The organism is Streptomyces sp. NRRL B-24085 (assembly GCF_001282115.1).
Lineage (GTDB): Bacteria > Actinomycetota > Actinomycetes > Streptomycetales > Streptomycetaceae > Streptomyces.
On sequence record NZ_LJBR01000022.1, the window covers coordinates 56,412 to 81,457 of the forward strand.

The 25,046-nt window shown below is 71.0% G+C and carries 21 protein-coding genes; 11 read left to right on the forward strand and 10 right to left on the reverse strand.

Features of this window, described 5'->3' with window-relative positions; all coding sequences use genetic code 11:
- Nucleotides 1-45: 45 nt before the first annotated feature.
- The 7 genes from AOJ26_RS02795 to AOJ26_RS02825 form a co-directional block, all read right to left on the reverse strand.
- Nucleotides 46-2,232: a xanthine dehydrogenase family protein molybdopterin-binding subunit gene (locus AOJ26_RS02795; protein ID WP_053846536.1), complete on the reverse strand. Its 2,187-nt coding sequence runs from the start codon at nucleotides 2,230-2,232 to the stop codon at nucleotides 46-48.
- Nucleotides 2,229-3,209 (reverse strand): FAD binding domain-containing protein, encoded by a 981-nt coding sequence (locus AOJ26_RS02800; RefSeq protein WP_053846537.1) that lies wholly within the window; start codon nucleotides 3,207-3,209, stop codon nucleotides 2,229-2,231. Before AOJ26_RS02800 ends, AOJ26_RS02795 begins: the two co-directional genes overlap by 4 nt.
- A gap of 12 nt (nucleotides 3,210-3,221) precedes the next feature.
- A complete protein-coding gene (locus AOJ26_RS02805) occupies nucleotides 3,222-3,863 on the reverse strand; it encodes a (2Fe-2S)-binding protein (RefSeq protein WP_053846538.1) in 642 nt (213 codons plus the stop codon).
- Nucleotides 3,864-4,518: 655 nt separating this feature from the next.
- The gene (locus AOJ26_RS02810; RefSeq protein WP_267889441.1) at nucleotides 4,519-5,616 is read right to left on the reverse strand and encodes a ferritin-like domain-containing protein; all 1,098 of its coding nucleotides are present in this window, start codon (nucleotides 5,614-5,616) and stop codon (nucleotides 4,519-4,521) included.
- Nucleotides 5,617-5,920: 304 nt separating this feature from the next.
- On the reverse strand, nucleotides 5,921-6,922 hold the full coding sequence (locus tag AOJ26_RS02815) for an RNA polymerase subunit sigma-70 (RefSeq protein WP_053846540.1): 1,002 nt from the start codon (nucleotides 6,920-6,922) through the stop codon (nucleotides 5,921-5,923).
- A complete protein-coding gene (locus AOJ26_RS02820) occupies nucleotides 6,912-8,360 on the reverse strand; it encodes an MFS transporter (protein ID WP_053846541.1) in 1,449 nt (482 codons plus the stop codon). The genes AOJ26_RS02815 and AOJ26_RS02820 overlap by 11 nt, the downstream gene beginning before the upstream one ends.
- A 389-nt stretch (nucleotides 8,361-8,749) precedes the next feature.
- Entirely contained in the window at nucleotides 8,750-12,061 is a 3,312-nt protein-coding gene (locus AOJ26_RS02825) for a BTAD domain-containing putative transcriptional regulator (RefSeq protein ID WP_234358417.1), read from the reverse strand.
- A gap of 323 nt (nucleotides 12,062-12,384) precedes the next feature.
- Here AOJ26_RS02825 and AOJ26_RS02830 point away from each other — a divergent pair, with 323 nt between their 5' ends.
- The 4 genes from AOJ26_RS02830 to AOJ26_RS02845 all read left to right on the forward strand — a co-directional run bounded on the left by AOJ26_RS02830 (nucleotide 12,385) and on the right by AOJ26_RS02845 (nucleotide 17,962).
- Complete coding sequence (locus AOJ26_RS02830) at nucleotides 12,385-13,614, forward strand: SGNH/GDSL hydrolase family protein (RefSeq protein ID WP_234358418.1); 1,230 nt, start codon at nucleotides 12,385-12,387, stop codon at nucleotides 13,612-13,614.
- 49 nt (nucleotides 13,615-13,663) lie between these two features.
- A complete protein-coding gene (locus tag AOJ26_RS02835) occupies nucleotides 13,664-15,181 on the forward strand; it encodes an FAD-dependent monooxygenase (protein ID WP_053846543.1) in 1,518 nt (505 codons plus the stop codon).
- Nucleotides 15,182-15,345: 164 nt separating this feature from the next.
- A complete protein-coding gene (locus AOJ26_RS02840; protein WP_078959722.1) occupies nucleotides 15,346-16,467 on the forward strand; it encodes an epoxide hydrolase family protein in 1,122 nt (373 codons plus the stop codon).
- A 196-nt stretch (nucleotides 16,468-16,663) separates the two neighbouring features.
- A complete protein-coding gene (locus tag AOJ26_RS02845; protein WP_234358419.1) occupies nucleotides 16,664-17,962 on the forward strand; it encodes an MFS transporter in 1,299 nt (432 codons plus the stop codon).
- A 25-nt stretch (nucleotides 17,963-17,987) separates the two neighbouring features.
- On the opposite strand, the gene AOJ26_RS02850 is transcribed toward AOJ26_RS02845, so the two are convergent.
- On the reverse strand, nucleotides 17,988-18,491 hold the full coding sequence (locus AOJ26_RS02850) for a MarR family winged helix-turn-helix transcriptional regulator (RefSeq protein WP_053846544.1): 504 nt from the start codon (nucleotides 18,489-18,491) through the stop codon (nucleotides 17,988-17,990).
- Nucleotides 18,492-18,674: 183 nt separating this feature from the next.
- Here AOJ26_RS02850 and AOJ26_RS02855 point away from each other — a divergent pair, with 183 nt between their 5' ends.
- The 3 genes from AOJ26_RS02855 (at nucleotide 18,675) to AOJ26_RS44080 (ending at nucleotide 21,010) form a co-directional block, all read left to right on the forward strand.
- Nucleotides 18,675-19,619 (forward strand): NADP-dependent oxidoreductase, encoded by a 945-nt coding sequence (locus tag AOJ26_RS02855; protein WP_053846545.1) that lies wholly within the window; start codon nucleotides 18,675-18,677, stop codon nucleotides 19,617-19,619.
- A gap of 470 nt (nucleotides 19,620-20,089) precedes the next feature.
- Entirely contained in the window at nucleotides 20,090-20,218 is a 129-nt protein-coding gene (locus tag AOJ26_RS44825; protein ID WP_256979537.1) for a hypothetical protein, read from the forward strand.
- A 48-nt stretch (nucleotides 20,219-20,266) separates the two neighbouring features.
- Entirely contained in the window at nucleotides 20,267-21,010 is a 744-nt protein-coding gene (locus AOJ26_RS44080; RefSeq protein WP_234358420.1) for a hypothetical protein, read from the forward strand.
- Nucleotides 21,011-21,144: 134 nt separating this feature from the next.
- On the opposite strand, the gene AOJ26_RS02870 is transcribed toward AOJ26_RS44080, so the two are convergent.
- Complete coding sequence (locus tag AOJ26_RS02870; protein ID WP_053846546.1) at nucleotides 21,145-21,819, reverse strand: Type 1 glutamine amidotransferase-like domain-containing protein; 675 nt, start codon at nucleotides 21,817-21,819, stop codon at nucleotides 21,145-21,147.
- A 476-nt stretch (nucleotides 21,820-22,295) separates the two neighbouring features.
- Here AOJ26_RS02870 and AOJ26_RS02875 point away from each other — a divergent pair, with 476 nt between their 5' ends.
- From AOJ26_RS02875 to ykgO, 4 genes are all read left to right on the forward strand, one after another.
- On the forward strand, nucleotides 22,296-23,186 hold the full coding sequence (locus AOJ26_RS02875) for a hypothetical protein (protein WP_234358421.1): 891 nt from the start codon (nucleotides 22,296-22,298) through the stop codon (nucleotides 23,184-23,186).
- A gap of 151 nt (nucleotides 23,187-23,337) precedes the next feature.
- A complete protein-coding gene (gene rpmG / locus AOJ26_RS02880; protein WP_053846548.1) occupies nucleotides 23,338-23,502 on the forward strand; it encodes a 50S ribosomal protein L33 in 165 nt (54 codons plus the stop codon).
- A gap of 46 nt (nucleotides 23,503-23,548) precedes the next feature.
- On the forward strand, nucleotides 23,549-23,809 hold the full coding sequence (locus tag AOJ26_RS02885; protein ID WP_053846549.1) for a type B 50S ribosomal protein L31: 261 nt from the start codon (nucleotides 23,549-23,551) through the stop codon (nucleotides 23,807-23,809).
- A 46-nt stretch (nucleotides 23,810-23,855) separates the two neighbouring features.
- A complete protein-coding gene (gene ykgO / locus AOJ26_RS02890; RefSeq protein WP_006130958.1) occupies nucleotides 23,856-23,978 on the forward strand; it encodes a type B 50S ribosomal protein L36 in 123 nt (40 codons plus the stop codon).
- Nucleotides 23,979-24,060: 82 nt separating this feature from the next.
- On the opposite strand, the gene AOJ26_RS02895 is transcribed toward ykgO, so the two are convergent.
- Entirely contained in the window at nucleotides 24,061-25,032 is a 972-nt protein-coding gene (locus tag AOJ26_RS02895) for a helix-turn-helix transcriptional regulator (protein WP_053846550.1), read from the reverse strand.
- Nucleotides 25,033-25,046: the final 14 nt, after the last annotated feature.

A 25,046-nucleotide genomic window follows, 5' to 3' on the forward strand; every position in this document is an offset into this window, starting at 1 on the left:
CGGAAGCCCGGGGTGGTCCGGTGAATGCACCGGCCACCCGGAGGCTCAGAGCAGTGCTTCGGCGGTGATGGGCAGGTGGCGGATGCGGCGGCCGGTGGCGTTGAACACCGCGTTGGCGATGGCGGGGGCCACTCCGACGATGACGATCTCGCCCAGGCCCTTGACTCCGATCGGGTCGGCCTCGAAGTCCTCCCCCTCGATGTAGATCGCCTTCAACTCGGGCATGTCGGCGTGGGTCGGCACCAGGTAGTCGGCCAGGTTGGCGTTGACGATCCTGCCGTCGCGGTGGTCGGTGACCGTGTGTTCGAGGAGCGCCTGGCCGATACCGCCGGTCATGGCTCCGATGGCCTGGCTGTCGGCGAGTCTCGGGTTGATGATCCGGGCGGCGTCGTACACACCGAGCATGCGCCGGACCCGTACCAGGCCGAGTCGGGCGTCGACGGCCACTTCCGCGAACGTGGCGGCGTAGGCGTAGTAGGAGAACTTCTCCGATTCCGGCGCCCCGGCGTACGAGCCGAGCGCTTCGAGGTGGGTGAGGTCGTGGCGGGCGAGGAGCACCCGGTAGGTCTCCCCGCGAGTGGGCTCGTCCTTCACGTACAGCCGGCCGCCGCGCACCACGACGTCGGCGGGGGAGACACCGTACAGCGGTGAGTCCTCGTCCTTGACCGCGAGTGTGACCGCCTGCCCGCGCAGCTTGTCGCAGCCGTCCTGGACGGCGGATCCGATGCTGGCCATGGTCCGCGAGCCGTGGTGGCCGGGAGCCGGCGGCAGGACGGAGTCACCGAGCCGGAAGGTGACCTGGCGCATGGTCAGGCCCAGCGCGTCGGCGGCGACCTGCGTCATCGACGTGGCCGTGCCCGGGCCCATGTCGCTGGTCGCGGACTGGACCAGGGCGGTGCCGTCGGCGTCGAGTCGGACCGAGGCCTGGGCCGCGCTGCGCGCGGTGTCGTAGACACCGGCGGCCATCCCCATGCCGATGAGCCAGTCACCGTCGCGCGTCGAGCGGGGCTCTGGGTTGCGCCGGTGCCAGCCGAACTCCCGGGCACCCGTGCGGTAGCAGTCGCGCAGGCGGCGGGTGGAGAACGGCAGTTGGGTGGACTGGTCGGCCGAGGGTTCGTTGCGCAGCCGCAACTCGATCGGGTCCAGGCCCAGTTCGTGGGCGAGTTCGTCCATCGCCGTCTCGACGCAGAACGCCCCGCTGGAGTAGCCGGGGCCACGCATCCAGGTGGGCGTGTTCACGTCCAGCGGCACATGCGCGTACAGCTGGCGGACGTTGGGCGTGCTGTAGAGCATCCGCCCGGCGGCGAGAACGTCCTCGCTGTGCCTTTCGTAGCGGGAGGACTCGGTGCGGACGTCGTGCGTCGACGCGGTCAGGCGTCCCCGCCGGTCGCTGCCCAGCCGCAGTTCGTACTCGTATGCGGGCCGGTATCCCACGCCGAAGTACGTCTGCCTGCGGGTGAGGACGAGCTTCACGGGGCGCTTCACCTCGCGGGCGGCCAGGGCTGCGATGGAGGTGTGCACCCAGGTCCGGCCACCGCTGCCGAAGGCGCCGCCGACGGCCGGTGAGATGACGCGGACGTCCTCGGGATCCATGCCGAACTCGGCGGCCATCGTCTCGGCGGTGCCCTGCACGTGCTGGGTCTTCTCCCAGAGCGTGAGCTTGTGACCTTCCCAGCGGGCGACGGTTCCGGCCGGCTCCATCGGGTTGTGGTGGTTGCGGGCCATCCGGTACGACAGGTCCAGCTTGACGTCGGAGGTCTTCAGGGCCTCGTCCGCTTCGCCGCGTGCGTAGGTCTCGGGATCGTCCGCGGGGTCGGCGACGCCGATGTCGGTCGAGGGCGGCTGGGTGTCGTAGGAGACCCGCACCAGGCTCGCGGCGTGCTGCGCGACCTCCAGCGTGGTCGCCACCACGACCGCGACGGGCTGTCCGAAGAACCGGACGCGGTCGTCCTGGAATGGGCGCAGCGCCTCACCCGGTGGGAATCCCGGCGCCCGGGGCGGCAGTTCGGGCGCGTTGAGATGGCTGATCACCTTCAGGACTCCGGTCAGGGCTTCGGCGGCACGCGCGTCGACACCGGTGACACGGCCGCGTCCGACACTGCTGTCGACGACGACCGCGTGCACGACCCCGTCGGGGTTGTTGTCCGCGGCGTACTTCGTCCTCCCGGTGACCCTAAGACGTGCGTCGACCCGGGGCGCCGGCGCCCCGACGGCCGCCTGTGGCTGGCTCATTCGGTGCCTCCTACGATGCGCAGCTGGCGTTCGACGGTGCGTTTGAGGAGCTCGGTCTTGAAGCCGTTGTGCTTGAGGGGGCGCGCCCCGTCCGGCGCGTGCTCGGCGGCCTGGGCCCACAGCCGGTCGGAGGGGCGTTCGCCGATGAGGTGGCGTTCTACGGCGGGCAGTTTCCAGGGCACCGTGCCCACGCCGCCGGCGGCCACCTTGGCCTCGCGGATCACTCCGCCGCTGATGTGCAGGGCGACGGCCGCCGAGGTGAGGGCGAACTCGTAGGACTGCCGGTCGCGCACTTTCAGGTAGCCGGACCTCAGCGGGCGCGGGAGGGCCGGGATCTGTACGGCTGTTATCAACTCGCCCGGCCGGACGTCCTGTTCGCGGTCCGGGGTGTTGCCCGGCCGGAGCAGGAAGTCGCTGAAGGGCAGGCTGCGTTCACCGTCCGGCCCCAGCAGGTGCACGGTTGCTTCCAGGGCCGCGAAGGCCACGGCCACGTCTGAGGGGTGGGTGGCCACGCAGGCGTCCGAGGTGCCCAGGATCGCGTGGCCGCGGTTGTAGCCGTGCCGTGCGGCGCAACCGGCGCCGAGCTCGCGCTTGTTGCAGGGGGCGGTCACGTCACGGAAGTAAGGGCACCGGGTGCGCTGCATGATGTTGCCGCCGATGGTGGCCATGTTCCGCAACTGGGCCGAGGCGCTCAGCTCCAACGCCTGCGAGACGACGGGGAACAGGGCCCGAAGGCCCCGGTGGGCCGCCGCATCGGACATTCTCACCAGCGCGCCGATGCGCAGCCCCCCGCTCTTGGTGACGGTGATCTCGCCCAGGGGCAGGGGACTGATGTCGATCAGCGAGCCGGGGTGTTCGACGGTCTCCCGCATCAGGTCGACGAGGGTGGTGCCGCCGGCGATGTAACGCCCGCCGCGCCGACCGGCACGAAGCGCTTCTCGCGTGGTGGTGGCCTTGGTGTAGGTGAAGGGATGCATGGGAACCGGTCCTCACTTCCTGCCCGCGGCCTGCTCGATCGCGCGCTCGATCTTCACGTAGCAACCGCAGCGGCACAGGTTGCCGCTCATCCACTCCCGGATCTCTTCCGCGGAACCGGTGTGTCCTTCCTGGATGCATCCGACACCGGACACGATCTGCCCCGGTGTGCAGAAGCCGCACTGGTAGGCGTCCTGGTCGATGAACGCCTGTTGCAGTGGATGCAGCCGGTCGCCGTTCTCCAGACCTTCGACCGTGGTGACCTCGGCGCCCTCCAGCCGCACCGCCAACGTCAGGCACGAGTTGACCCGGCGTCCGTCGACCAGCACCGTGCAGGCGCCGCACGCCCCGGCGTTGCAGCCCTTCTTGGCACCGGTCAGGCCCAGGTGCTCACGCAACAGGTCGAGGAGCGAGGTGCGGTTGTCGATCGCGACGGTGTGCCGGACGCCGTTGACCGTCAAGGAGACGCGGCTGCCGGGAGCCGCCTCGGCAGCCGCCGCTTCGGCGCCGGGTGCAGGCGGCCCGGCGACCAGGCCGCCGGCCACGACCGTTCCGCCGATGGCCGTGCTCGTGGCGATGAAGGTACGTCGCGAGGGTACGGAGGGGGACACAGGCGGGTCGGAGGTCAAGGCCGGGTCGGGACGTTCGGTGGACATGTCCACGCTCCCTCGGTGTGGGTACGGGCGGTCGTGACGGGTGGGGTGGCGGTCGCGTTGACGGCGTGGGTGCACCGGCGGCTGCGACGCGCTGTTCGCGATGACGAGAGGCAGCCGAGAGTGTGGGGCCTCGGCCGTCGGGGCGGAATCGGTGACCGGGTGCCTCGCGCTCGCGGGCAGGTGACTCCGGACTCGGCACGGGGCACGGGGCAGTCCTCCCTGGCCCGGGACCGGGGCGAGTCACTCGCGTCACGCATGGGGGACCGATTCAGGAACACCCACCCAGCCTCACCGCTTGACTCACCGTCATCCAGCGGTTGGTGTACCAACCATGTTCATGTCCGCGGCAGCGTCATAGCGCTGCGGCTGTGCGTCGTGACGAGAAAACGCCGTGCTGCCTGTTGGGCAGGGGGATCGCAGGACGCGATCGTCGCCCTCGCGGGGGACACGCCCTCAGAGACATCCGTCGGGCAGGCCAAGGCCTCCCGTAGCGAGGATCCCTACGTCTACGAGAGGCCGAAGAAGACCACGAAGAGGCAGCGGGCCAAGAAGGCAGCGGCGAAGAACACCGCCAAGAGGATGTCGGCACGCCGATCACGCGGCGCCCGAATGCTCCTGAGCCGGCAAGGACACCATGTCCTCAGCTTGCCCCCCGCTAGGACAGCGCGTGGAACTGGGGGCCGTACGTGCTCCGGCTTCCGGGGATCTGGGTCTCCATGAGCCGCACGGCGGGCTCCTCCAGGGCGCGCATGGCGTGGACGGCCGCGCCCAGGGCGCGGGGCCCGCCGTCGGACCAGGCCGCGTCGAGGGAGGTCAGCAGGGTGGTGTACGTGTTGTCGAACCGGTCCAGGAGCTGCCGCACAGGTGCCGCCGGCCGGGGCCAGCCGCCCGCCGGGACCCGAGCCATGGGGCGTGCGTCCGGGAAGGGAACGGGTGCCCCGGTGAACGCCCAGCCCTCGGCGGTCTGGCGCAGCTGGCGGCCGTGGTAGATCTCGGCGAAGGCGTAGTAGTGCGCCGGGTGGTCGTCGGTGAAGGAGTCGGCCGGGGAACTGCTCGTGCCCTCGCCCTGTTCCCTGATGATGTCGATGGAGCGCTCCACGTCGGCGAGGGTCTCGACGGGCCGCAGCTCGTCGGGGCCGATGCGCGCGTTCAGTTGCCCACGGCCCGACAACTCCGGGTTCTCGGACCGGAAGCCCTCCAGCACGGCGCCGTAGAACGCGCCGACGGTGTGCGTGACGCTGTCGCTGAGGGCGAGCGGCTCCTCGGGGGCCTCGATGGTCATCATCATCTGCACCAGGGACTTGGTGAGACCGGACAAGTACACGGTCACGCCGGACCGTACGCCGCCGGGCAGCGGGCCGGGATAGGTGGGCGCCGCCGCCCTGATCCGCGGCTGCCCGCCCACCGCCACGAGCAGGTTGCACACCACGCCCAGGTGGTACATCTCGTCGTCGATGACGCGCCGGATCAGTCGCGCGGCCTGCGAGCCGCGGTCCCCGATCGACCACCAGCCGCACAGGTAGGGCGGGATGGTGGACAGCTCCAGCTCCACGGCGACTTGGAGCGCCGAACGGAGCCAGTCGATGCCACGACCGGCCTCCGGGACGGCCAGCAGACGGGCCACGGCACCGGGTGGCGCCGGCTCGGACGGTCCGCCGCTCGGGCCCGCTGCGGCCGACGCGGGTGCGGCGGCCGCGATGGCCGGCGCACCGGCCGCCACGGCAGTGGTGGCCAGGAAACTCCTGCGCTTCAACGCAGCCCCGGCTTCTGGCCTCTCCACGTCTTCCCTCACATCATCACCCTCGCCTCGCGGTCGCGGCCCCGGCCATGCTGAAGGCATGCGGGGTCCTCGGATCAGCTCGCGAAGCTAGCAGGCATCGCCGCAGATGAGAGGCTTGACGGGCGGGTGCCGGAGCACCGCCACCCTGTCAGGCCAACCCTGCCCGGCGCCGATCCCCAGGGAGCAGCGCCGCGCTGATCACCACCGTCGGCCGACCTGCTCGACCGGCGAGCGCCCAGGCGGGGCGCTCACCGTCTGTCCGGAGCCTAGGTCCCGCTCACAGCTCTTCGGGACCGGGCAGCGAGGCGGGAAGGCCGAACGACGGGAACAGCGCACCGTCCAGGAAGACCACGATCCGGGCGATCAGGCCGTTTCGGATCTCCAGTACGTGGATGCCGTGCGGGACGAAGGAGCCGTCCCCCGCCGGGCTGTAGGTCGCCACCGCCGGGCAGCCGTTCGCCGAGGTGGCGAGGGAGCGGTGCGGCCGGGTGAAGGCCCGACGGTTCAGGTGGTCCACGACGGCCGCGCGGCCCAGGAACCAGGTCGGGATCGGCGGCATCTCGTACTCGATGTCCGAGCGCAGCAGCTCCGCCAGAGCGGCGGTGTCCGAAGTCTCGAAAGCACGCAGGTACTGCCGCATGATCTTCTCGTCGAGCGCCGCGTCGGCCGTGGAGCGCGACGCCGTCTCCTCCTCGTCCGGCATGTCCTGGGCCAGCGTCTCGCGGGCGCGCTGAAGCAGGCTGCGGGCGGCGGTGACGGAGATCCCGAGGAACTCGGCCGCCTCGGCGGGACGGAAGGCGACCACGTCGACGAGGATCAGGACGGCGCGCTGCCGGGCGGGCAGCCGCTGGAAGGCGGCGATGAGGGCGAGCCGGGTGCTGTCGCGGAGCGCCGCTATGCCGGCGGGATCGTCCTGCGGGGTGCCGATACGGTGCGTGGGGATCGGCCCGAGCCACGGCAGCGCGTCCGCCCGCGACAGGTCGGCGGTCTCAGGGCTCTCCGTCGCGGCGCCCAGACCTGAGGGCAGGACGCGCCGGTGGTTGCTCCGCAGGGCGCTCAGACAGGCGTTGGTCGCGATCCGGTACAGCCAGGTGCGCAGCGACGACCGTTCGTCGAAGTTGTCGTATCCGCGCCAGGCCCGGAGCAGCGTCTCCTGAAGGAGGTCCTCGGCGTCCTGGAAGGACCCGAGCATGCGGTAGCAGTGCGCGAGCAGTTCCTGCTGGTACGGGTCGGCGAGCCGGGTGAACTCGTCGCCCGTGCGGCGGTTCTCAACGGACACCGAGTTCCTCCTGGGCGGTGGGAGCGGCCGGGCGCTGCGGGGTTCGCCGCGCGCTGGGTGTGCGGCCCGGGGTGAGGATGCCCGCGGCGGCCCCGGCGAACGCGAGCACCGCGGACGTGATGACGGCCGCCGCGAAGCCGTCCGCGAACTGCTCCGGCGACCGGTCGCTGCCGTGGGCCGCGAACACCGCGGCGAGGACGGCGATGCCCAGGGCGCCGCCGAGTTGGCGCACGGTGCTGAAGGTGCCGCCAGCCTTGCCCATCGCCTGCGGTGGCACCGACGTCATCACCGCGCTCTGCTGGGCGGGGATGGCCATCGACGTCCCGAGGCCCGAGATGACCAGCGCGGCGACCGAGGAGGCGTAGGGGTCGTGCTGGTGCGCGTTGACGCCCAGCCACACCAGTCCCGCGCCCTGGAGGAACAGCCCCGACGAGATCAGCCACCGCGGGCCGATACGGTCCTGCAACCGCCCGGCGAGGGGGGCGACGAAGAACAGCGGCACCGTCCACGGCAGGAACCTGACCCCGGCGCCCAGAGGCGAGTGGCCGAGCGAGACCTGGAGGTACTGGGCGAGGAAGAAGACCGTGCTGAACAGGGACGCGGTCAGCAGGAGGGTGGAGAGGTTGCCGGCGGCGAAGGCGGGGACGCGGAACAGGCGCATCGGCAGCATCGGTTCCGCGGCCCGCCGCTCCCAGGCGATGAACGCGGCGAGCAGGACCAGGCCGCCGATCAGGGAGCCGATCACCTCTCCACTGGCCCAGCCCGCCGGGCCCGAGCGAACCAGCGCCCACACCAAGGCGAACATCGAGGCCGCGACAAGAAGGATGCCCAGGTGGTCGACGGCGACGGGCTTCCCCTTCGCCTCGGTGAGCTTGGCCATCGCGAACGGGATGACCGCGGCGATGACCGGCACGTTGATCCAGAAGATCCACTGCCAGGCCAGGCCCTGGGTGACGGCGCCGCCGACGAGCGGGCCGCCGACGACGGCGAGACCCATCACGGCAGCGTAGACGCCCATGACGGCGCCGCGCTTGTGCGGCGGCGCGGCTGCCGTCAGGAGTGCCAGCGCGGCGGGCGAGATCATGGCGCCGCCGGCGCCCTGGAGGACGCGGGCGACGATCAGCAACCCGATGTTCGGCGCCAGGGCGCAGGCGGCCGAGGCGAGCGCGAAGACGACCAGGCCGAGGATGTAGGTCCGCTTGCGGCCGATGCGATCGCCGAGTTCGGCACCGGGGATCATGAGCGCGGCGAAGCTGAGACTGAAGGCGTTGACGGTCCACTCCAGGCTCGTCATCGAGGCGCCCAGGTCGTGGTGGATCGTCTGGAGCGCGGTGGCGACCACGAGCTGGTCCAGTGCCACCACGAGGGCGGCGACCGCGGTCAGCACCAGTACCCACGGCAGTGCTGCCGGTGCCTTGTGGGGCGGGGCGAGGGTCATGTTCGGTCCTTCCGATCAGGTCTTGGTGATACAGACCTGCCGGCGGTCGCCGTTTCACCGGTCGGGGACGTCCGAGGGGTGCGGCGGCCTCCACAGGCTCCGGAACTCAGGAGCGGTGCGCACGGGCTGCGCAGTCGGGCAAGAGGGGACCGGAACGCCCGAGTACATGCTGCTGCACGCGTCCGGGGCCGGCCGAGGGCGCTCCGCGGGGCGATGGGCAGAGCGGACGATGCTGTGGAGGGCACCGCGCCGGGGACGCGTTCCAGGACGTCTTCGCCGTCGCCCTCACCACCTGGCGTCGCGACGGCGTACCGACACCCCGACAACCCACCACCGCTGCCGACTTCGCCTGACGCCCTCGGACGTCGCGTCCCGCCGGAGCAACCAGCTCAGCGGAGCAGCAACGCCGGATCGACCCGGGCCAATGCGGCAGTTACGTCAAGTCGCCGGCCCTCGCTGTAAGCCGTGCTGAAGTCCGGCTCGCCGAGAACGGCCTGTGTGCGCGTGCGCAATGCTCGGATGTCGGGGTCCGTGGAGTCGTGGGCGCCACGCAGGCGCGCGGCGGCGCCGAGCAGGGCGGCCACGTCATGAGGGCGCGCGTACAGCTCCGCCAAGCCGGCCACGGTCACGGCCACGGTTGCCACGAGTGGTAGGTCGCGGCTGCGTGTCGCGGCGGCATACGCCTGGTGCAGGGCGTGTGCGGCCGCCTGTCCGTCGGCGTTCCGAAGGCAGAACTCGCCTCGTACGGTCGCGATCAGGGCCTGGCCGTGTTCGCCGCCGTGCGGATCAGGCTCGCGCAGCCGGGCCTCAGCCGCGTCGATGAGCCGGCCGGCACAGTCCAGGTCGCCCGTCTGCATGTGCAGTCGGGACTCGCGGGCGTCGAGCAGGACGGCCATCTCGGGTGAGGTCGAGCGCAGCGCACGTCGGCGGGTCGCGGTGATGAGGTCGGTGGCCTCAGTTGTCCGTTCAAGACGGATGAGCAGGTCGGACTGGCGCAGGGCGAGGAAGATCTCGTCGCCAAGACTGAGGGCCCCGAACTGCTCGGCCAGCCGTTCTGCTTCCTTCAAGTCGGCGAGGGCCGCGCCCAGTTCGCCGTCGTACTGGCGCAGAAGGGAGCGCAGCGGCAGAGCCATGGCCACGGCCCAGTGATCGCCGGCCTGGGTGAAGCGGTGCAGGGCCGCCGCGACATCCTCACGTGCCTGTTCGAGGTCGCCCTGGTTCTCGTAGGCATGGGCGCGTGAGATGTGGGTGTAGCCGGCGAGCCAGGTGTCTGGCCCGTCGATGAAGCTTCGAAGGAGCTCCTCAGTTTCCGGGGTCTTCTTCAGGAGGGCGAGACCGACGGCGGTCAGGGCGCCGGCGAAGACGGAGTGTCTGCGGCGGCCGAGCAGGCGGCCGGTGAGGGCGCTCAGGTCCGCGTCACCTTCGACCATGAGGTCCTTGACCGAGGAGCCCTGGCCAGTGTGCCTGCTGAGTCGGAGCATCGCTCGCGCGATGTCGTATCGGTCCCCGGAGCGATCGGCGGACAGCGCGACGGCCTGTGCGAGCCAGTAGGCGGCGTCTTCCTGGCGGCTCTGCATCCGCCAGTACCAGGTCAGATCGAGTGCCAGCGCGAGCGCCGTGTCGGCTGCCCCGCTGTCGCAGAGGTGACGCAGGGCGGCGATGACGTTGTCGTGCTCGGCGCGCAGGGTGCGGAGGGCGTCGATCTGTCGGGGGCCGCGGGTCAGCGGGTCGTGGTGGGCGACCAGGTCCGCCAGGTACCGGGCGGCCAAGTCGCGTACCCCTGCCGGAGGTTGGTGCGCGGCCAGACGTTCCAGTCCGTACTGCCGGATCGTCTCCAGCATGCGGTATCGGCCGCTGTCGGGTGCGAGGTGGAGCAGGGAGCGGTCGACCAGGGCGGCGAGAAGGTCGGGGATGGCGCGGACCGGAACCGCGGTTCCGGTGCAGACGGCAGCGGCTGACGCGGGCGTGACCCCACCGGGCAGTACGGCGATGCGCTCCGCAACGGTGCGTGCGTCCTCTTCGAGGAGGTCCCAGCTCCAGGCGATGACGGCGCGCAGGGTGCGGTGGCGGGCCGAGGCGGTGCGGTTGCCGGTGGTGAGCAGTGTGAACCGGTCGCTGAGCCCTCTCGCCAGGTCGGTCAGGGAGAGTGTGCGCAGGCGGGCCGCCGCCAGTTCCAGCGCGAGCGGCAGGCCGTCCAGGTCGCGTACGACGCGCAGCACTTCGGCGTGATTGCTGTCGTCGACCTCGAAGCCGGGGCGCACCGCCGCCGCCCGCTCCGTGAACAGGCGTACCGAGGGCGCGTGGCGGACCTCTTCCACGTCCGTGTCGGGGCCTGGCACAGGCAGCGGGCCGAGGGGGACCAGCGCTTCCCCGTCGATGGCGAGCGGTTCCCGGCTGGTGGCCAGCACTCGCAGACCGACGCAGCGCCGGAGCAGCGCCGAGGTCAGGTGCGCCACGGCGTCGATCACGTGCTCGCAGTTGTCCAGCACGAGCAGGATCTCCAGGCCGTCGAGCTGATCGGCCAGGGCGGCGACTTGGGCCGAGAACTGATCGCGTGGCCGTACGACATCACGTGGCCCTCCCGCATCATGTGATCCTCCGGCATCGAAGAACGCGGGGCCGCGCAGGCCGATCGCGGCCAGGACCGCGGCGCCGACCTTGCCGGGTTCGGTGACCGATGCGAGATCGACCAGCCAGGCCCCGTCACGGTAGGCGCGTTGCCGGCGGCGGGCGCTCTCGACTGCCAGCCGTGTCTTGCCGGCTCCACCGGGACCGAGCACGGTGACCAGACGGCCGGAGCTGAACAGGGTGTCGATACGGGCGAGATCGTCGTCCCGACCGATGAAACTGGTCAGAGCAGCGGGCAGATTGCTCGGGTACGCAGGGGTCGTGGTGCGCGTGCCGAACGCGACTGGTTCCGGCTCCCGTTGGGTGCGCAGCAGACGCAGGTGCCGTTCACGCAAGGCTGCGCCGGGGTCGGTACCGAAGGACTCGGCCAGGTGCCGGCGAAAGTGTTCGTACCGGCTCAGCGCCTCGCCCTGACGTCCCTGGGCGGTCAGGGCATCCATGAGCAGCGCGACGCCCCGCTCGTTCAGCGGCTGTTCGGACAGCAGGCTGTTCAGGCGACCGGCGGCCTGACCGGCGTCGCCGAGGGCGAGTTCGGCCTCGGCGAGGTCGGCGACGGCCTCCAGGGAGGCGTGGGAGAGACGGGTCGCCGCTGCGGGCGCCACCGCAGCCACCACGACTGGTGGCGCGCCCAACGGCCCGCCCCACAAGGCCATCCCTTCCCGGAGCCGGACTGCCGCACCCTGCGGATCCCGGGCGCGCAGACGCTCATGTCCAGCCGCGGCGAGGTGCTCGAAGCGCAGCGTGTCCACGTCGTGGGCATCGGCAGTCAGTCGGTAGCCGCCCGCGACCTGTACGACCGCGGACGCGGAGCCCAATGTCCTGCGCAGCCGCGACACCAGCGCCTGCAACGCGTGCGCCGGATCGGCGGGAGAGTCCTCGGGCCAGATCGCGTCGATCAGGGCCTGCTGCCCGACCGGGCCACCTCCGGCCAACGCCAGCCGCACCAGAAGATCTTGGAGCCGGGCCCCGGGCACGGGCACAACGGTCTCGCCTCGCGACGCCTGGAACGTGCCGAGCATCGTGATGCGCAGCCGCGCCTCGCCCTCCATCTGCTCATCCTCGCGTGAGCGCACGGCATGACCAAATCCGCACGCCCCTCGACAGCACCGGGCGCGGACTAGGCGGGACGGCCGCCAGATCGCCCTTCGCAGGCGGCCACACGCGGGCAGCTCACAGAGTCCCTTTCCTGGTGAGGGCTCGTGTCAGCGCGGTGTGCGCCGCCTGTGAGCGCACGGCGCCAGTCTGCTCGTACCGCGGTGGCCAACGGCGACCGCCGCGGGTCACCACACGACGTGCGACGACGTGACACACGACGACAAGTCGACACAACGACACGCCGACACGCCGACACGACGTAAGGCCACACGACGTACGACCCGACTGCAGGAGGTTCCCGGTGATCGGGACCAACACCACGAGCAACACCACGACCAACAGCGCTGCCGGCCTGGCGGACGACGGCTGGGCTCGGACGTGGGGCGCCTCGCCCCACGCACCGGTCGAAGCGTTCGGCCCCCTGCCCTCGTTCGCCGACACGACCCTGCGCCAGGTGGTCCGCATCAGCGGAGGCGGACGGCAGGTACGGCTGCGCGTCACCAACGAGTACGGCACCGCGCCCCTGGTCATCGGAGCTGCCCGCATCGCCCTGGCGGCACCGGACGGCGGCATCAGGCCGGGAAGCGAACGGGTCCTCACCTTCGGCGGCAAGCCGGCCGTGACCGTCCCGACCGGAGCACCGATGCTCAGCGACCCGGTCGAGCTGTCCACGCCGGCCCTCTCGGAGCTTTCCGTCAGCCTGTACCTGCCGGAGGCGGTCAAGAGCCCGACCTGCCACGCCATGGGGGTGCAGACCGCGTGGACGATCCCGGGCAACAGCGTCGACGCGCTCGCTCTGCCTGCCACAGCCGAGTCGCTGCCCCTGCAAGCCCTCATCTCCGGGATCGACGTCCGCGCAGGCGCGCCCTTGAGCACGCTCGTGGTCATCGGCGACTCCAACACCGACTGCTCGGGTACCACTCCCGACACCAACCGGCGGTGGACCGACCGCCTGGCCGAGCGTCTCGCCGAACACGGTGGGACTGCCGTCTGCGTTTCCAACCAGGGCATCAGCGGCAATCGGCTGCTGAACGAAGGGCTGGGCGAGGCAGCTCTGGCCCGCTTCGACCGCGACGTACTGGCCACTCCCGGCCTCGCCCACGTCATCGTGGCGATCGGCCTGGGCGACATCGGCGTCTCGTATGCGCCGCGCGACGGCAGCGGCCCCTCGCCGGAGTTCCTCGCCATGTTCCCCGGCGCCCCGGTGACCGCCGACGACCTGATCGCCGGCTACCGCCAGCTCATCGCCCGGGCCCGCGCCCGCGCGGTCCGCGTGTACGCGGCCACCCTCACGCCGTACGAGGGCGACGACATCTTCACCCCGGAAGGCGAGCAGGTGCGTCAGGAAGCCAACGAGTGGATCCGCACGAGCGGCGCCTTCGACGCGGTCCTGGACTTCGACGCCGTCTGGAACGACCCCGCCCACCCGGGCCGGATCAGGGAGGAGTTCCACGCCGGCGACCACCTGCACGGCAACGACGCCGGCTGCCGGGCGCTGGGTGACTCCGTCGACCTGACGCTGTTCCGGTGAGCCCCGCCCGTCCACCCCTGATCACGATCACGAGCGGAACGACTGACTGATGCATGACGTACTGATAGCGGGCGCAGGCCCCGTCGGCCTTCTGCTGGCCTGCGAACTCGGCCTCGCCGGCTGCGATGTCCTGGTCCTGGAGCAGGAAGAGCGGACCACGCCCTGGAAGACGATGCCCCTCGGCATGCGCGGTCTGTCCGCGAGCTCGGTCGAGGTCTTCCACCGTCGCGGGATGCTCCGGCAGCTCCTCACCGCCTCGGGTGTCGAGAAGTACGGCACCGCGGACGAAGACCAGGACACGGCACCGGCGCCGCGCAGCGTGTCGCACTTCGCCGGCATGATGCTCGACGCGGCCGACATCGACACCGGTGCCCTGCCCTACCGGCTCCCCGGGCCCGTGCTCGAAGGCGTGATGACGAGCCTCGAAGCGGTCGAAACCGTGCTGGCGGAGCAGGCTGCGAAGCTCGGCGTCCACATCCGCCGCGGCGCCAAGGTGTCGGACCTGCGCCAGGACACCGAAAGCGTCACCGTGCGGGCCGGCGACCACGAACACGAGGGACGCTGGCTCGTCGGCTGCGACGGCGGACGCAGCACGGTCCGGGGCCTGGCGGGCTTCGAGTTCACCGGCACCGAACCGGAGTTCACCGGCTACACCATGCTCGCCACCGTCGCCGACCCCGAGAAACTCCAGCCCGGCTTCAGCCTCACCCCTGACGGCATGTACCTGCGGATGCCCACCCCCGGACACATCGGCATGATCGACTACGACGGCGGAGCCTACGACCGCGCCCAGCCGCCGACCGTCCAGCACCTGCAAAGCGTGCTGCGCCACGTCTCCGGCACCGACGTCACCCTCACCGACGTCCCGCTCGCCTCGACCTTCACCGACCGGGCGAAGCAGACCACCACCTACCAGCGGGGCCGCGTCCTGCTCGCCGGCGACGCCGCCCACATCCACTCACCCCTGGGCGCACAGGGACTCAACACCGGCATCGGCGACGCCATGAACCTGGGCTGGAAGCTCGCCGCGACCGTGCGCGGCCACGCCCCCGACGACCTCCTCGGCACGTACACGCGAGAACGTCATCCGGTCGGGGCACAGATCCTGGACTGGACCCGCGCCCAGAGCGCGGTCATGAAGCCGGGTCCGCACTCCCAGGCACTCCAGGCTCTGGTCGCCGACCTGCTGAACACCCGAGACGGAACCACGTACGTGTACCACCGGACGTCGGGCGCCGCCCAGCGCTACGACCTGGGCAGCACTCACCCTCTGGTCGGCCGCAACGCTCCCGACTTCCACTTCACGGACGGAACGCACCTCAGCGACCACATGCACGAGGGTCAGGGCGTCGCCCTCGACTTCACCACCGGTCGCAAGCTCGCCGATGCCCTCGCCGGCCACGAGGGCCTGATCCGGTACGTCGCAGGATCAGCCAGGAACGAAGTGGGCTGCGGGGCGCTGCTCGTCCGTCCGGACGGCGTGGTCGCCTGGGCCGACGGACTCGATCCGGACCGCGACCGGTTCGCACGCGCTGCTGCCCGCTGGTTCGGCGGCGCCGGCGCCTGACCACTCACACCGGCGCCCTCGGTCGACGGGCGGACGTGTGCGGAGACGGGGCCGAAGCGTCGCCTCGTGCGCCCTCCGGGGCAGATGTCTCTCACAGGGCTTTACGGGGCATGGCCGGACGCGGACATGGAACACGTCATGAACTGACGAGAGGACGACCGAGCATGATCAGCACGGAACAGGCCGCTCCCGCGGCCGTCGAGCAGTCGGTGCTCGACGACCTGCACCTGCGCCTGCGTGGCTACCGTCGAGTCGACGTTCCCACCGGGTTCGGATGGGCGCGCGGCGTCGACGGTGACTACCTCGCGGACCTCATCTCCTACTGGGCCAGCTCCTACGACTGGCGCGAGCACGAAGCCCGGCTCCGCGCCCTGCCCTGGACCCTCGCGGGCCGGGCCGACGCACCGGTGCGGGCGGTCCATCTGCGAGCGGCGCGCGGCGACGCGGTGCCGGTGGTGCTCCTGCACGGATGGCCCGACTCCGTCCTGCGGTTCGAGAGGCTCTGGCCCTTGCTGTCCGACCTCCACGTGGTCGTCCCGGCCCTGCCCGGCTACCCGTTCGCCGCGCCGGTCGCCCGCCGCGGCATGTCATCCGCGGACATGGCCGACGCGATCGCCGACGCGATGGCCGACCTCGGCTACGAACGCTATGCCGTGTCCGCCGGCGATGTGGGATGCGACGTCGCCGAGGCACTGGCCGCCGCTCATCCTGACCGCGTCGCCGCACTGCACCTGACGGACGTGTCGCAGTACCGCTTCCGGGTGGACCCGCCGAAGGACCTGTCCGACGTGGAGCGGGCGTACGTCCGGTACGGGCACCACTGGCAGGCCACAGAGGGCGGTTACATGCTCGAACAGGCCACCAAGCCGCACACCTTGGCGGTGGGGCTCGGTGACTCACCGGCGGGCTTGGCGGCCTGGATCCTGGAGAAGCTGCGGACGTGGACCGACTGCGACGGCGATGTGGAAAAGGTGTTCACCCGGGACGAGTTGCTCACCTGGATCACCGCGTACTGGGTCAGTGGCGCCATCGGCACCTCTTTCACTCCCTACGTCGAGAGCGGGTCGAAGCCGACCGGACGCATCGACGTCCCCACGGCATTCACGATCTTCCCGAAGGACCTCGTCAACGCGCCCCGCGAGTTCGCGGCACGCTTCTTCGACGTCCGCTCCTGGACGGAGGAGCCGGCCGGCGGCCACTTCGCGGCCTGGGAGTGCCCGTCGAAGTACGCTGCCGGCGTCCGCACTGCAGTGGACCTGGCGAAGCAGGGGCAGGCGCCCGCGTGATCCTCCGTGCCCGGACGAGGGTGCTGCTCGGGACGGTGGAGGCGCTTGGCAGGGCCGGCAGGGCAGGGGCCGGTGAGGAGGTGGCCGGCTCCGGCGGTACGTCGCCGCCGTCGGGGCAGGCCGTTTTCGTCCGGTTCCGCACTGGTGACAGCGAGCCCCCCGTGCCGCTTCGGCACCTGCGCCACACACCCCGGCCATGATGTATGCGCTCCGTCCCGCGGACCGCACAACAGGCCCGTCGCCGCTCCCGGCATACCTGGCCTCGGCCGTCCTCGCCCGGACGGCCGACGAGGGGGCTCGTGTCGCACTCGTGATGCTGGCCGCCCAGCGTGCTCACAGCACGGCGCTCGGCGGAGCCCTGGTGGCCGCGCTCATGATCCCCCACGTGGCAGCGGCACCGGTGGTAGGCGTACTGGCCGACTCGGTACGGCGTCGTCGCCTTTTCCACGGCGGCGCCGTGGCCCTCTACGGCGCCGCGCTCGTCACGCTCGCCCTGCTGGTGGGCGTGGCCCACGACGCCCTGGTGCTGGCTCTGGCCGCGGCTGCCGGGTGCGTGGCTCCCCTGCTGACGGGAGGACTCACCAGCCTCCTCGGAGACCTGCTCAGCAACGAACGTCTGACCAGGGCGTTCAGCGCGGACGCCGTGTCGTACAACCTGGCGGGCATCTGCGGGCCCGCCGTCGCCGCGGCCCTGGGTACCGCGATGAGCGCTGCAGCGGCGCTCGCGGTTCTGGGGTGCGGCGCCATGACGGGTGGCCTGCTGCTGTTCTCGTTGAGACTGCCCCCGCGGACCGGGCAGCAGACCGTACCGGGGAAGGCTCGGCCTGCCGACCTCACGCGGGGAGTGGTCGAGCTGATGCACAACGCCCCGCTCCGGTCGGTCACCTGGGGGAGCGGCGTGGGACAGCTTGGCGTGGGGGCACTGCCCGTGGTGAGCGTCCTGCTGGCTGCCGAGTACCACGCCCCATGGGTGACGGGCGGGCTGATGACCGTCTTCGCCGTCGGCGCCTTGGCGGGCTCCCTGAGCTATGCCTGGCGCCCCGTCGGCCGGCGCCGCCCGGAGCGGGTCGTGCTGTGGGGACTCGTGGCCACCGGAATTCCGCTGTCGATGGTGCCGTTGACCGGTCACGCCGGTGCGGCGGCGGCCCTGTTCGCCGCGGCCGGCTTCTGCACCGGGCCGCTGTTCAGTGCCCTGCTGGCCAGCCGGGAGCGATACGCCCCCGCAGCCGTCCGCACACAGATCTTCACCCTCGGCGCCGGGCTGAAGAGCACGTTCGCGGCTGCCGGAGCGGGTGCGGCGGGTGCGCTCAGCGGGCTGGGAGCCGCCCCGCTGATGCTGGGGACCGCCGCATGCCAGGCGATCGCCGCCGCTGTGGCGCTCGTCCTGTTGAGGGGGCGCCCCACTGGTCCCGCCGGCTCGGCGAGGGGTCCGGCAGGGGACTTCCCGCACTCCTCGCGAATCGCGCCAGATACAGAGGACAGAGGCATCACGTGACCGGGGTCCTACGCCTGCCCGGTCCTTACGCTCCGCCCTTGCGGCGGCGAGGTGCCGCAGACCGGGGCGGCGTGGAACGCATGTGCTCGCGCACCGGCGCCAGCAGTTCGCCGAGGGCCTTGACGTCGTCGGGCGAAAGCGGTGCGAACAGCAGGGAGCTGACCACCTCGACGTGACCGGGCAGCACCTTCGCGAGCAACTCCCGTCCGGCGTCGGTGAGGGTGACGGTGATGCTCCGCTCGTCGTCCGGCGAGGGAGCGCGGACGACCAGGCCCTCATTCGCGAGCAGGCCCACCTGGTACGTCAGGCCGCTGCGGCTGTAGACGACTCCGTCGGCCAGATCGGTCATGCGATGGCTGCCCGTAGGTGAGTCGCCGAGTCGGGCCAGTAGTTGGAACTGCACGTAGCTGAGATCACCCGCCTCGCGCAGCTGCTGCTCGACCGCGTGCCGCAGCAGGTTGGACACCTCGACGAGATCGAAGTAGGCGCCGAGCTGCACGGGGTCGAGTGACGGCGGCGAATCAGACATGACCGGAGTCTACTGCTTCGAATTCGAAGAGTGTGGCGTGTCGCCGTCCCCAGCGGGGGTGGAGTCGGCCGCACCGACAGTAACCGGCGACACCACTTGCTTCGAATTCGAAGCAGGAGTACTGTCCTCATCAGTTGCTTCGAATTCGAAGCAACTTGGATCGCAGCGAAGGTGAGAACTCCCATGAAGGTTGTGCGCTTCCACGAGTACGGCGACCCCGACGTCCTGCGTTACGAGGACGTGGAGCAGCCGGTCCCCGGAGCCGGTGAGGTCCGTATCCGCGTCGCGGCGACCTCTTTCAACTCCGTCGACGGCAACATCCGCGGCGGTTTCATGCGCGGCCCCATACCGGTGGAGCTGCCGCACACCCCCGGCATCGACGTCGCCGGTACAGTCGACGCCCTGGGCGAGGGCGTGGACGGCGTGGCGGTCGGTGACGACGTGATCGGCTTCCTGCCGATGAACGGCGACGGCGCCGCAGCGCAGTACGTGCTCGCGCCGACGGCGGTTCTGTCCCCGGCGCCCAAGAGCGTCCCGCTGGCCGACGCCGCCGCGCTGCCGGTCGTAGGCCTCACCGCATGGCAGGCGCTGTTCGACCACGCCAAGCTGACGGCCGGACAACGCGTACTGATCAACGGCGCCGGGGGAGCGGTCGGCGGCTACGCCGTGCAGCTCGCCAAGGGCGCCGAAGCCCATGTGATCGCCACGGCGAGCCCTCGCAGCCGGGAGGCGGTCGCGTCGGCCGGCGCCGACGAGGTCATCGACCACACCACCACCGGGCTGACCGCGGCAGTGACCGATCCGGTCGATGTCGTGCTCAACCTGGCACCGGTGGACCCGGCCGAGCTGGCCGCGCTCGTCACGCTGGTCCGTCCCGGCGGGGTCGTGGTGAACACGACGGTGTGGATGCCCGCCCCCGCCGACGAGGAACGCGGCGTGCGCGGCATCGACCTGTTCGTCCGTAGCGACGCCGACCAGTTGGCGCGGCTGGTGGCACTGATCGACAGCGGACGGTTGCGCGTCGACGTCGCCGAACGGGTACCGCTGGCCGAGCTGCCGGCGCTGCACGCCCGGGCCGCCGAGGGCGCGGTGCACGGCAAGGTGGTCGTCGTCCCGCCCGCCGCCTGACGCCGACCCGTTGTGCTGATGCAGTCGTTCCCGGCCGTTCCCGGAGACTTGCAGAAGGCTCGCAGCCATCCTCGCGTCGTTTCCAACGGACGGGCAGTCCTGGGGGACTCCGCCCGGGGGACCGGCTCGAGCCTTCTCCGGAAACCCGGACGGGTAGAGCTCGTCGTTGGAACGGTTCCAACGGTGTTCCGGGATCGCGGAGGACGGTAGCGCCGGGAACCGTCAACTCCGGTGCCACCAGACCGTGCTGGGCGTTGACGCGGGATTCATCCGTGTGTCGGCGGGCACGTGGGACTCCATGACGACTGGCGCACACCGCCTACGCCCTCACCGATGCACCGGCGACCTGCTCGGCCTGCTGGACGACGCCGACGGTCCTGCCTTGAGGAACCAGGCAGTTGCCCGTGGAAGCTTTGACAAGTGCTCCGGCACAGTCACATACGCCGTCCCACTCACCCCCGGAGGACAACGTGCCTGCGCTCATCAGCCTCGCCAATGACAGGCCCGACGGCCCCTCGTGGTCTCCTTACCTGGCTATCGGCATGTTCATCGCGGCCGCGATCTTCGTCGGCGTCATGTATGCCAAACGCCGTCGCTGAGTCGGGACAGCGGACATGCTCATGGTGAGGGCATGCGAGCATCGGCGGGTGATCGACGATGAGGAGCTGTTCGCCGCGGATCTGATCGGGAGGCGGCTGCTGCGGGTGACCACGGCGTGGCATCACTACGCAGACGACGAGCCGTCGCTGCTGCACTTGTGGCTTCACCTGGAGGGGCTGGGTCCGGTGTTGTTCCACACGCCCTCGACCGGTCTGTCGCTGCGGGTCGGTCAGCCGCACGGGCCGTACTCGATGGCGGAGCACGGAAGTGTCTCGGTGGTCGACGATTCACCGGACGTTCCGCTGAGCCGGTTCGTCGGACAGCCCATTCGTTCGGTCCGGGACATCCGCTACGAGGACGGCGGCGCCGACTTCACAGCCGGCCTGACACTCCAGTTCCCCGGCGGGAGCATTCGCCTGCTCGGTCTCGACGACGACCCGGTCATCGCCCATGATCGGCACCTGGGTGCTGTCGAGGCCCGTCTGCACGAGGACGTGACCCTCGCGCGGGTCGTGCAGACCTGCGGTGGCTGCCCGTCGCAGTGGGATGCCTGGACGACTAGGGGCCAGTACCTCTACCTGCGATACCGGCACGGCGAGGGAACCGTCGAGCAGCACCCGAGCGATGACCCGGACACCTGGGACGGCGAGGAATCGAGGCTCTGGACCAGATGGGACGACGGATCCGACGGAGGCGCGATCGAACTCACCGACTTCCTCGCAACGGCCGGACTCCGACTGGCACCGGACGCCAGGGTCTGCACCGCGTCGCCGATCGACGGGACGAGCTGAGACGGCGGAACCGGCATGCGAAAGGCCCTGTGCTGCTGTGGCGGCTCGTTCGCCAACGCTTGTCGGCGTCGAGGTTGCCTCCGAGATGCGGGACAGAGACGGCGCGACCAGTCCGGAGTGATGCTTCAAGTTGCTCAAGAAACACGCCTAAACAGCTTCCAGCAGCCCTCGGAGACCACTTCGACGGCACTGCCCTTCACCTTGATGGCAGTTTGCTCGTCGATCGCATACGCCGGGCCCGCGATCCGGGCGGCCCACCGTTGGGCTGCGGCCATGGTGTTCTCAGGGCAGGCCGGATGATCCAGATGCGGGAAGATCGAGAAATCGACCATACCCAGCGCGCTGTCCGTGCCGGTCGGCGGCTTCCAACCCACGAACTCCTCCCCGATGCGCGGGGTCATTACCATGCTGCCGGCGCTGAGTCCCACGTAGACCAGCTCGGGCAACGACGGCAGGAGTTCGGCCAGTCCGGATTCCCGCATCCAGTGGCACAGGTACAGCGCGTCGCCCCCATTTACCAGCAGTACGTCGGCTTCCTGCACCCACGAGACCCAGCGCGCCTTCTCGATGCTGGGCAGCGCGGTGAGCTCCAGCACGCCCACCGACTTCCAGCCCAGCTCGGTCATGGGACAGGGAGAGCGGCCGCTGATGAAGCGAAAAGGCCCGCCCGGGTCGGCGTCGGGCGCCCCATACCCCGCGGTGGGGATGCACAGGGCGCTGGACTCGGCGATCGGCTTGCCCAGGAGATCGGTCAGAGCGTCCAGGATGCTCGCGTTCTTGATGCCGGAGTCGGTGAGGAGAAGTTTCATCGTGTCCGTCCTAGGAGCGCCGCCTGCGTCGACAATCAGCCGTTCGCCACCCCGTCATGGTCACCGCCACCATGTCATGACTGCATCGGGCGTAGGCGTCTATCGCGCACCTGGTCGATGGGGTCAACTGTCTTTACCCAGTGCCGAGCTGGTGGGGACGTGATTTGGTGCCGCGAACGGCGCGGTGGAGCACTCCCCTTCCCGTGCGGGCGGCGGGCGCAGTCGGCGACGCCTTCGACGGCGGAGGGGTCGCCTTCCGCGCCGTCAAGGGCGGTTTGCCGCGTGGTTCGGTCGGACGGCCCAACGGCATCGGCGTGCAACGCAACCCCAGCCACTCGCCTCCGCCGGGATGCGGGCCGCCGAGGGCCGCGTGACCCTGAGGTCATGTCGGAGTGTGTGAGCGTCGCGCTGTACGAGGGCGGGGTGGGGTGGCGTTGAGTGCGCGCAAGGGCGGACGTGCCGGCGGTGACCGAGACGTGGAAGCCGACCTCGACGAGCTCTACACCACGCCGCCGTCCGCCTTCGTCCCCCGGCGGGAGACGCTGGCCGCCGCGGCGAGGACGGCCGGCCGTGCGGACGATGCACGCCGGATCCATGCCGCGCGCCGCCCCACCCTCGCGGCGTGGGCGGCCAACCTCCTGCTGCGCTCGCAGCCGGAGGAGAGCCGGCAGTTTCTGGAGCTGGGGAGCGCACTGCGCGAGGCCTACCGTGATCTGGACGCCGCGGGCCTCAAGGACCTGTCCGCCCAGCGCCGCCGTGTCGTTGCCGCCCTGTCCCAGCAGGCCGCCCAGCTCGCCCGCGACGCCGGGCAGCGGCTCTCGGAACCGGTCCAGCAGGACCTCGAAGCGACCCTGCGTGCCGTGCTCGCCGATCCGGACGCCGCCGACCAGTGGGCGGGCGGCCGTCTGGTCACCGCCCTGACCCCGCCGTCGGACTTCCAGCCCGGCACCGCACCGGCGGCCGGGAAGGCAGGCAGGCGCAGCAGCCCGCCCGCGCCCCGACCCGCAGCACGGGCGTCCAAGAAGGACGAACTCGCCGAGCGGCGCCGCGCCCGCCAGCAGCAGGTGGACCAGGCACGGGAGGCTGCCGAGGCGGCCGAGCAGCACCTCCGAGAAGAACGTGCACGGCAAGCCGACGTCGACGCCGAGCTACAGCAGGCGCGCGAGCGCACCGAGCAGGCCCACCAGCGGATGGCCGCCGTCGAGGAGCAGATGCGGCAGGCGCGCGAGGAGTGCGGGCAAGCCGAGAGCGCCCAGGAGGAAGCCGAGGAACGCAGCCGCTCCGCCGCCGACGCCCTCACCCGGGCCGAACGGCAGGCCCGTGAGAGCGCGCAGCACCTACGTCGTCTGACCGGCGGTACCACCTAGCCGGGATCGTCCGGGCTCACCGTCTCCCTTGCCGCCCACCTGCGCCTACGGGCATCCGCCTGCTGCGGGAATGAAGGGCTGGGGTGCCGTGTTGACACCACTGCATGACATGACCGAGTCAAAGCGCTCGGTGGTGGTGGAAGGAGTCCTCATGGCACGCAGCACCGCGCGGCCCGTCGTCAAGCTCAGGTCGACGGCCGGTACCGGCTTCACCTACGTGACGCGCAAGAACCGTCTGGCCAACCCCGACCGGCTGGTCGTGCGCAAGTACGACCCGGTGGCCGACAAGCACGTTCTGTTCCGCGAGGAACGCTGACACCCGCCTCGGTCGTCGACCGAGGCTTCGCAAGGAGGCACAGCTCATGAGGTCCGGCATTCACCCCGTCTCCCGCCCCGTCGTCTTTCGCGACCGCGCGGCGGGCTTCCAACTGCTCACCCGCTCCACCGTCGACACCCAGCGCACGGTGGAGTGGGAGGACGGCACCACGTACCCGGTCGTCGACGTGGACATCTCGTCCGCGAGTCACCCGTTCTACACCGGCACTTCGCGGGTCGTGGACACCGCGGGCCGAGTGGAGCGCTTCGAGCGACGCTACGGCCGTACCGCTCCCGTCCGTTCCTGACGGCCAGGACCGTCCGATCCCCGCAAGACCCGGCAAGGAGACCGCTATGAAGGTACGCAAGTCCCTGCGCTCGCTGAAGGCCAAACCCGGCGCCCAGGTGGTGCGCAGGCGTGGCGTGACCTTTGTGATCAACAAGAAGGACCCCCGCTTCAAGGCCCGCCAGGGCTGACACCGCCGCGCAGCACCCGAGTGGCCCGGCACCGCACCCGCGGTGCCGGGCCACCGCGGTACATGGAGCCCGCGGTCAACCCTCAGGACTCCTCCGCCACGGCGGCGGTGAAACGCGCCGCAAGCACTGCCACAGCCGAGCGCAGTTCCGGGCCGCCCTCGACGCGGAAGGGGAGCGGTAGCTGGGCCAGCCACTCCTGCGCGTACATCGTCGGATTCCTCGTGCTGCCGATGAGCACGCACCCGTCTCCCGCCGGTTCGAGTCGTCCCATGGGAGGGCGGATCGACGGCAGTACCTCGGCCATCGGGGCGTCGAACACGACCCGTGTGGGAAACGCCCACCCACGGCCCAGGTTCTCCTCCAGCACCGCCACCGGGTCCAGATCGCCGGGCATCTCGAAGCAGTGGGTGGTCTCCCGGACCGCGCGGACCCGGTCGATCCGGTAGGTGCGGATCGCGTCCGCGTGGTGGGAGTGGCACAGGAGGTACCAGCGGCCGTAGCGGACGACTACCGCCCAGGGATCGACCTCGGCCTCCCACTCGTTGCCGGACTCACTGCGGTAGGTGACCAGCACACGGCGTCGCACCGCGCCGGCCGCGACGAGAGCGCTCGTGAGCGCGGGATCCGGGCGGGACGCGCCAGGGTCCGGCGCCGCCGACGCGTACTCGCGCAGGGCGGCCGCCTGCCGGCCGACGCTCTCGGGCAGGGCCCGGATGACCTTGCCCAGGGCGGTGCCGACGAGGTCGTCGGCTGAGGGGTCGGCGGCCGCCGGCTGACCGTCGAGGACCGCCATGACCAGACCCAGCGCCTCGGGCTCCGTGAAGACGACCGGCGGCAGCCGCGCCCCGCGCCCCAGGCGGTACCCGCCGTAGGGGCCCCGGGCCGAGTGCACGGGGACGCCCGCCTCACGGAGGATCCCGACGTAGCGGCGCGCGGCCCGTTCGGTGACGCCCAGGGCGGCGGCAAGCTCGTCGGCCGTCACTCCCGCGGAACGGGACTGGAGGATCTCCAGGGTGCGCAGGGCTCGCGCGGTGGGGCTGAGCTCGGTCGGCACCCGTGCAGATTAGA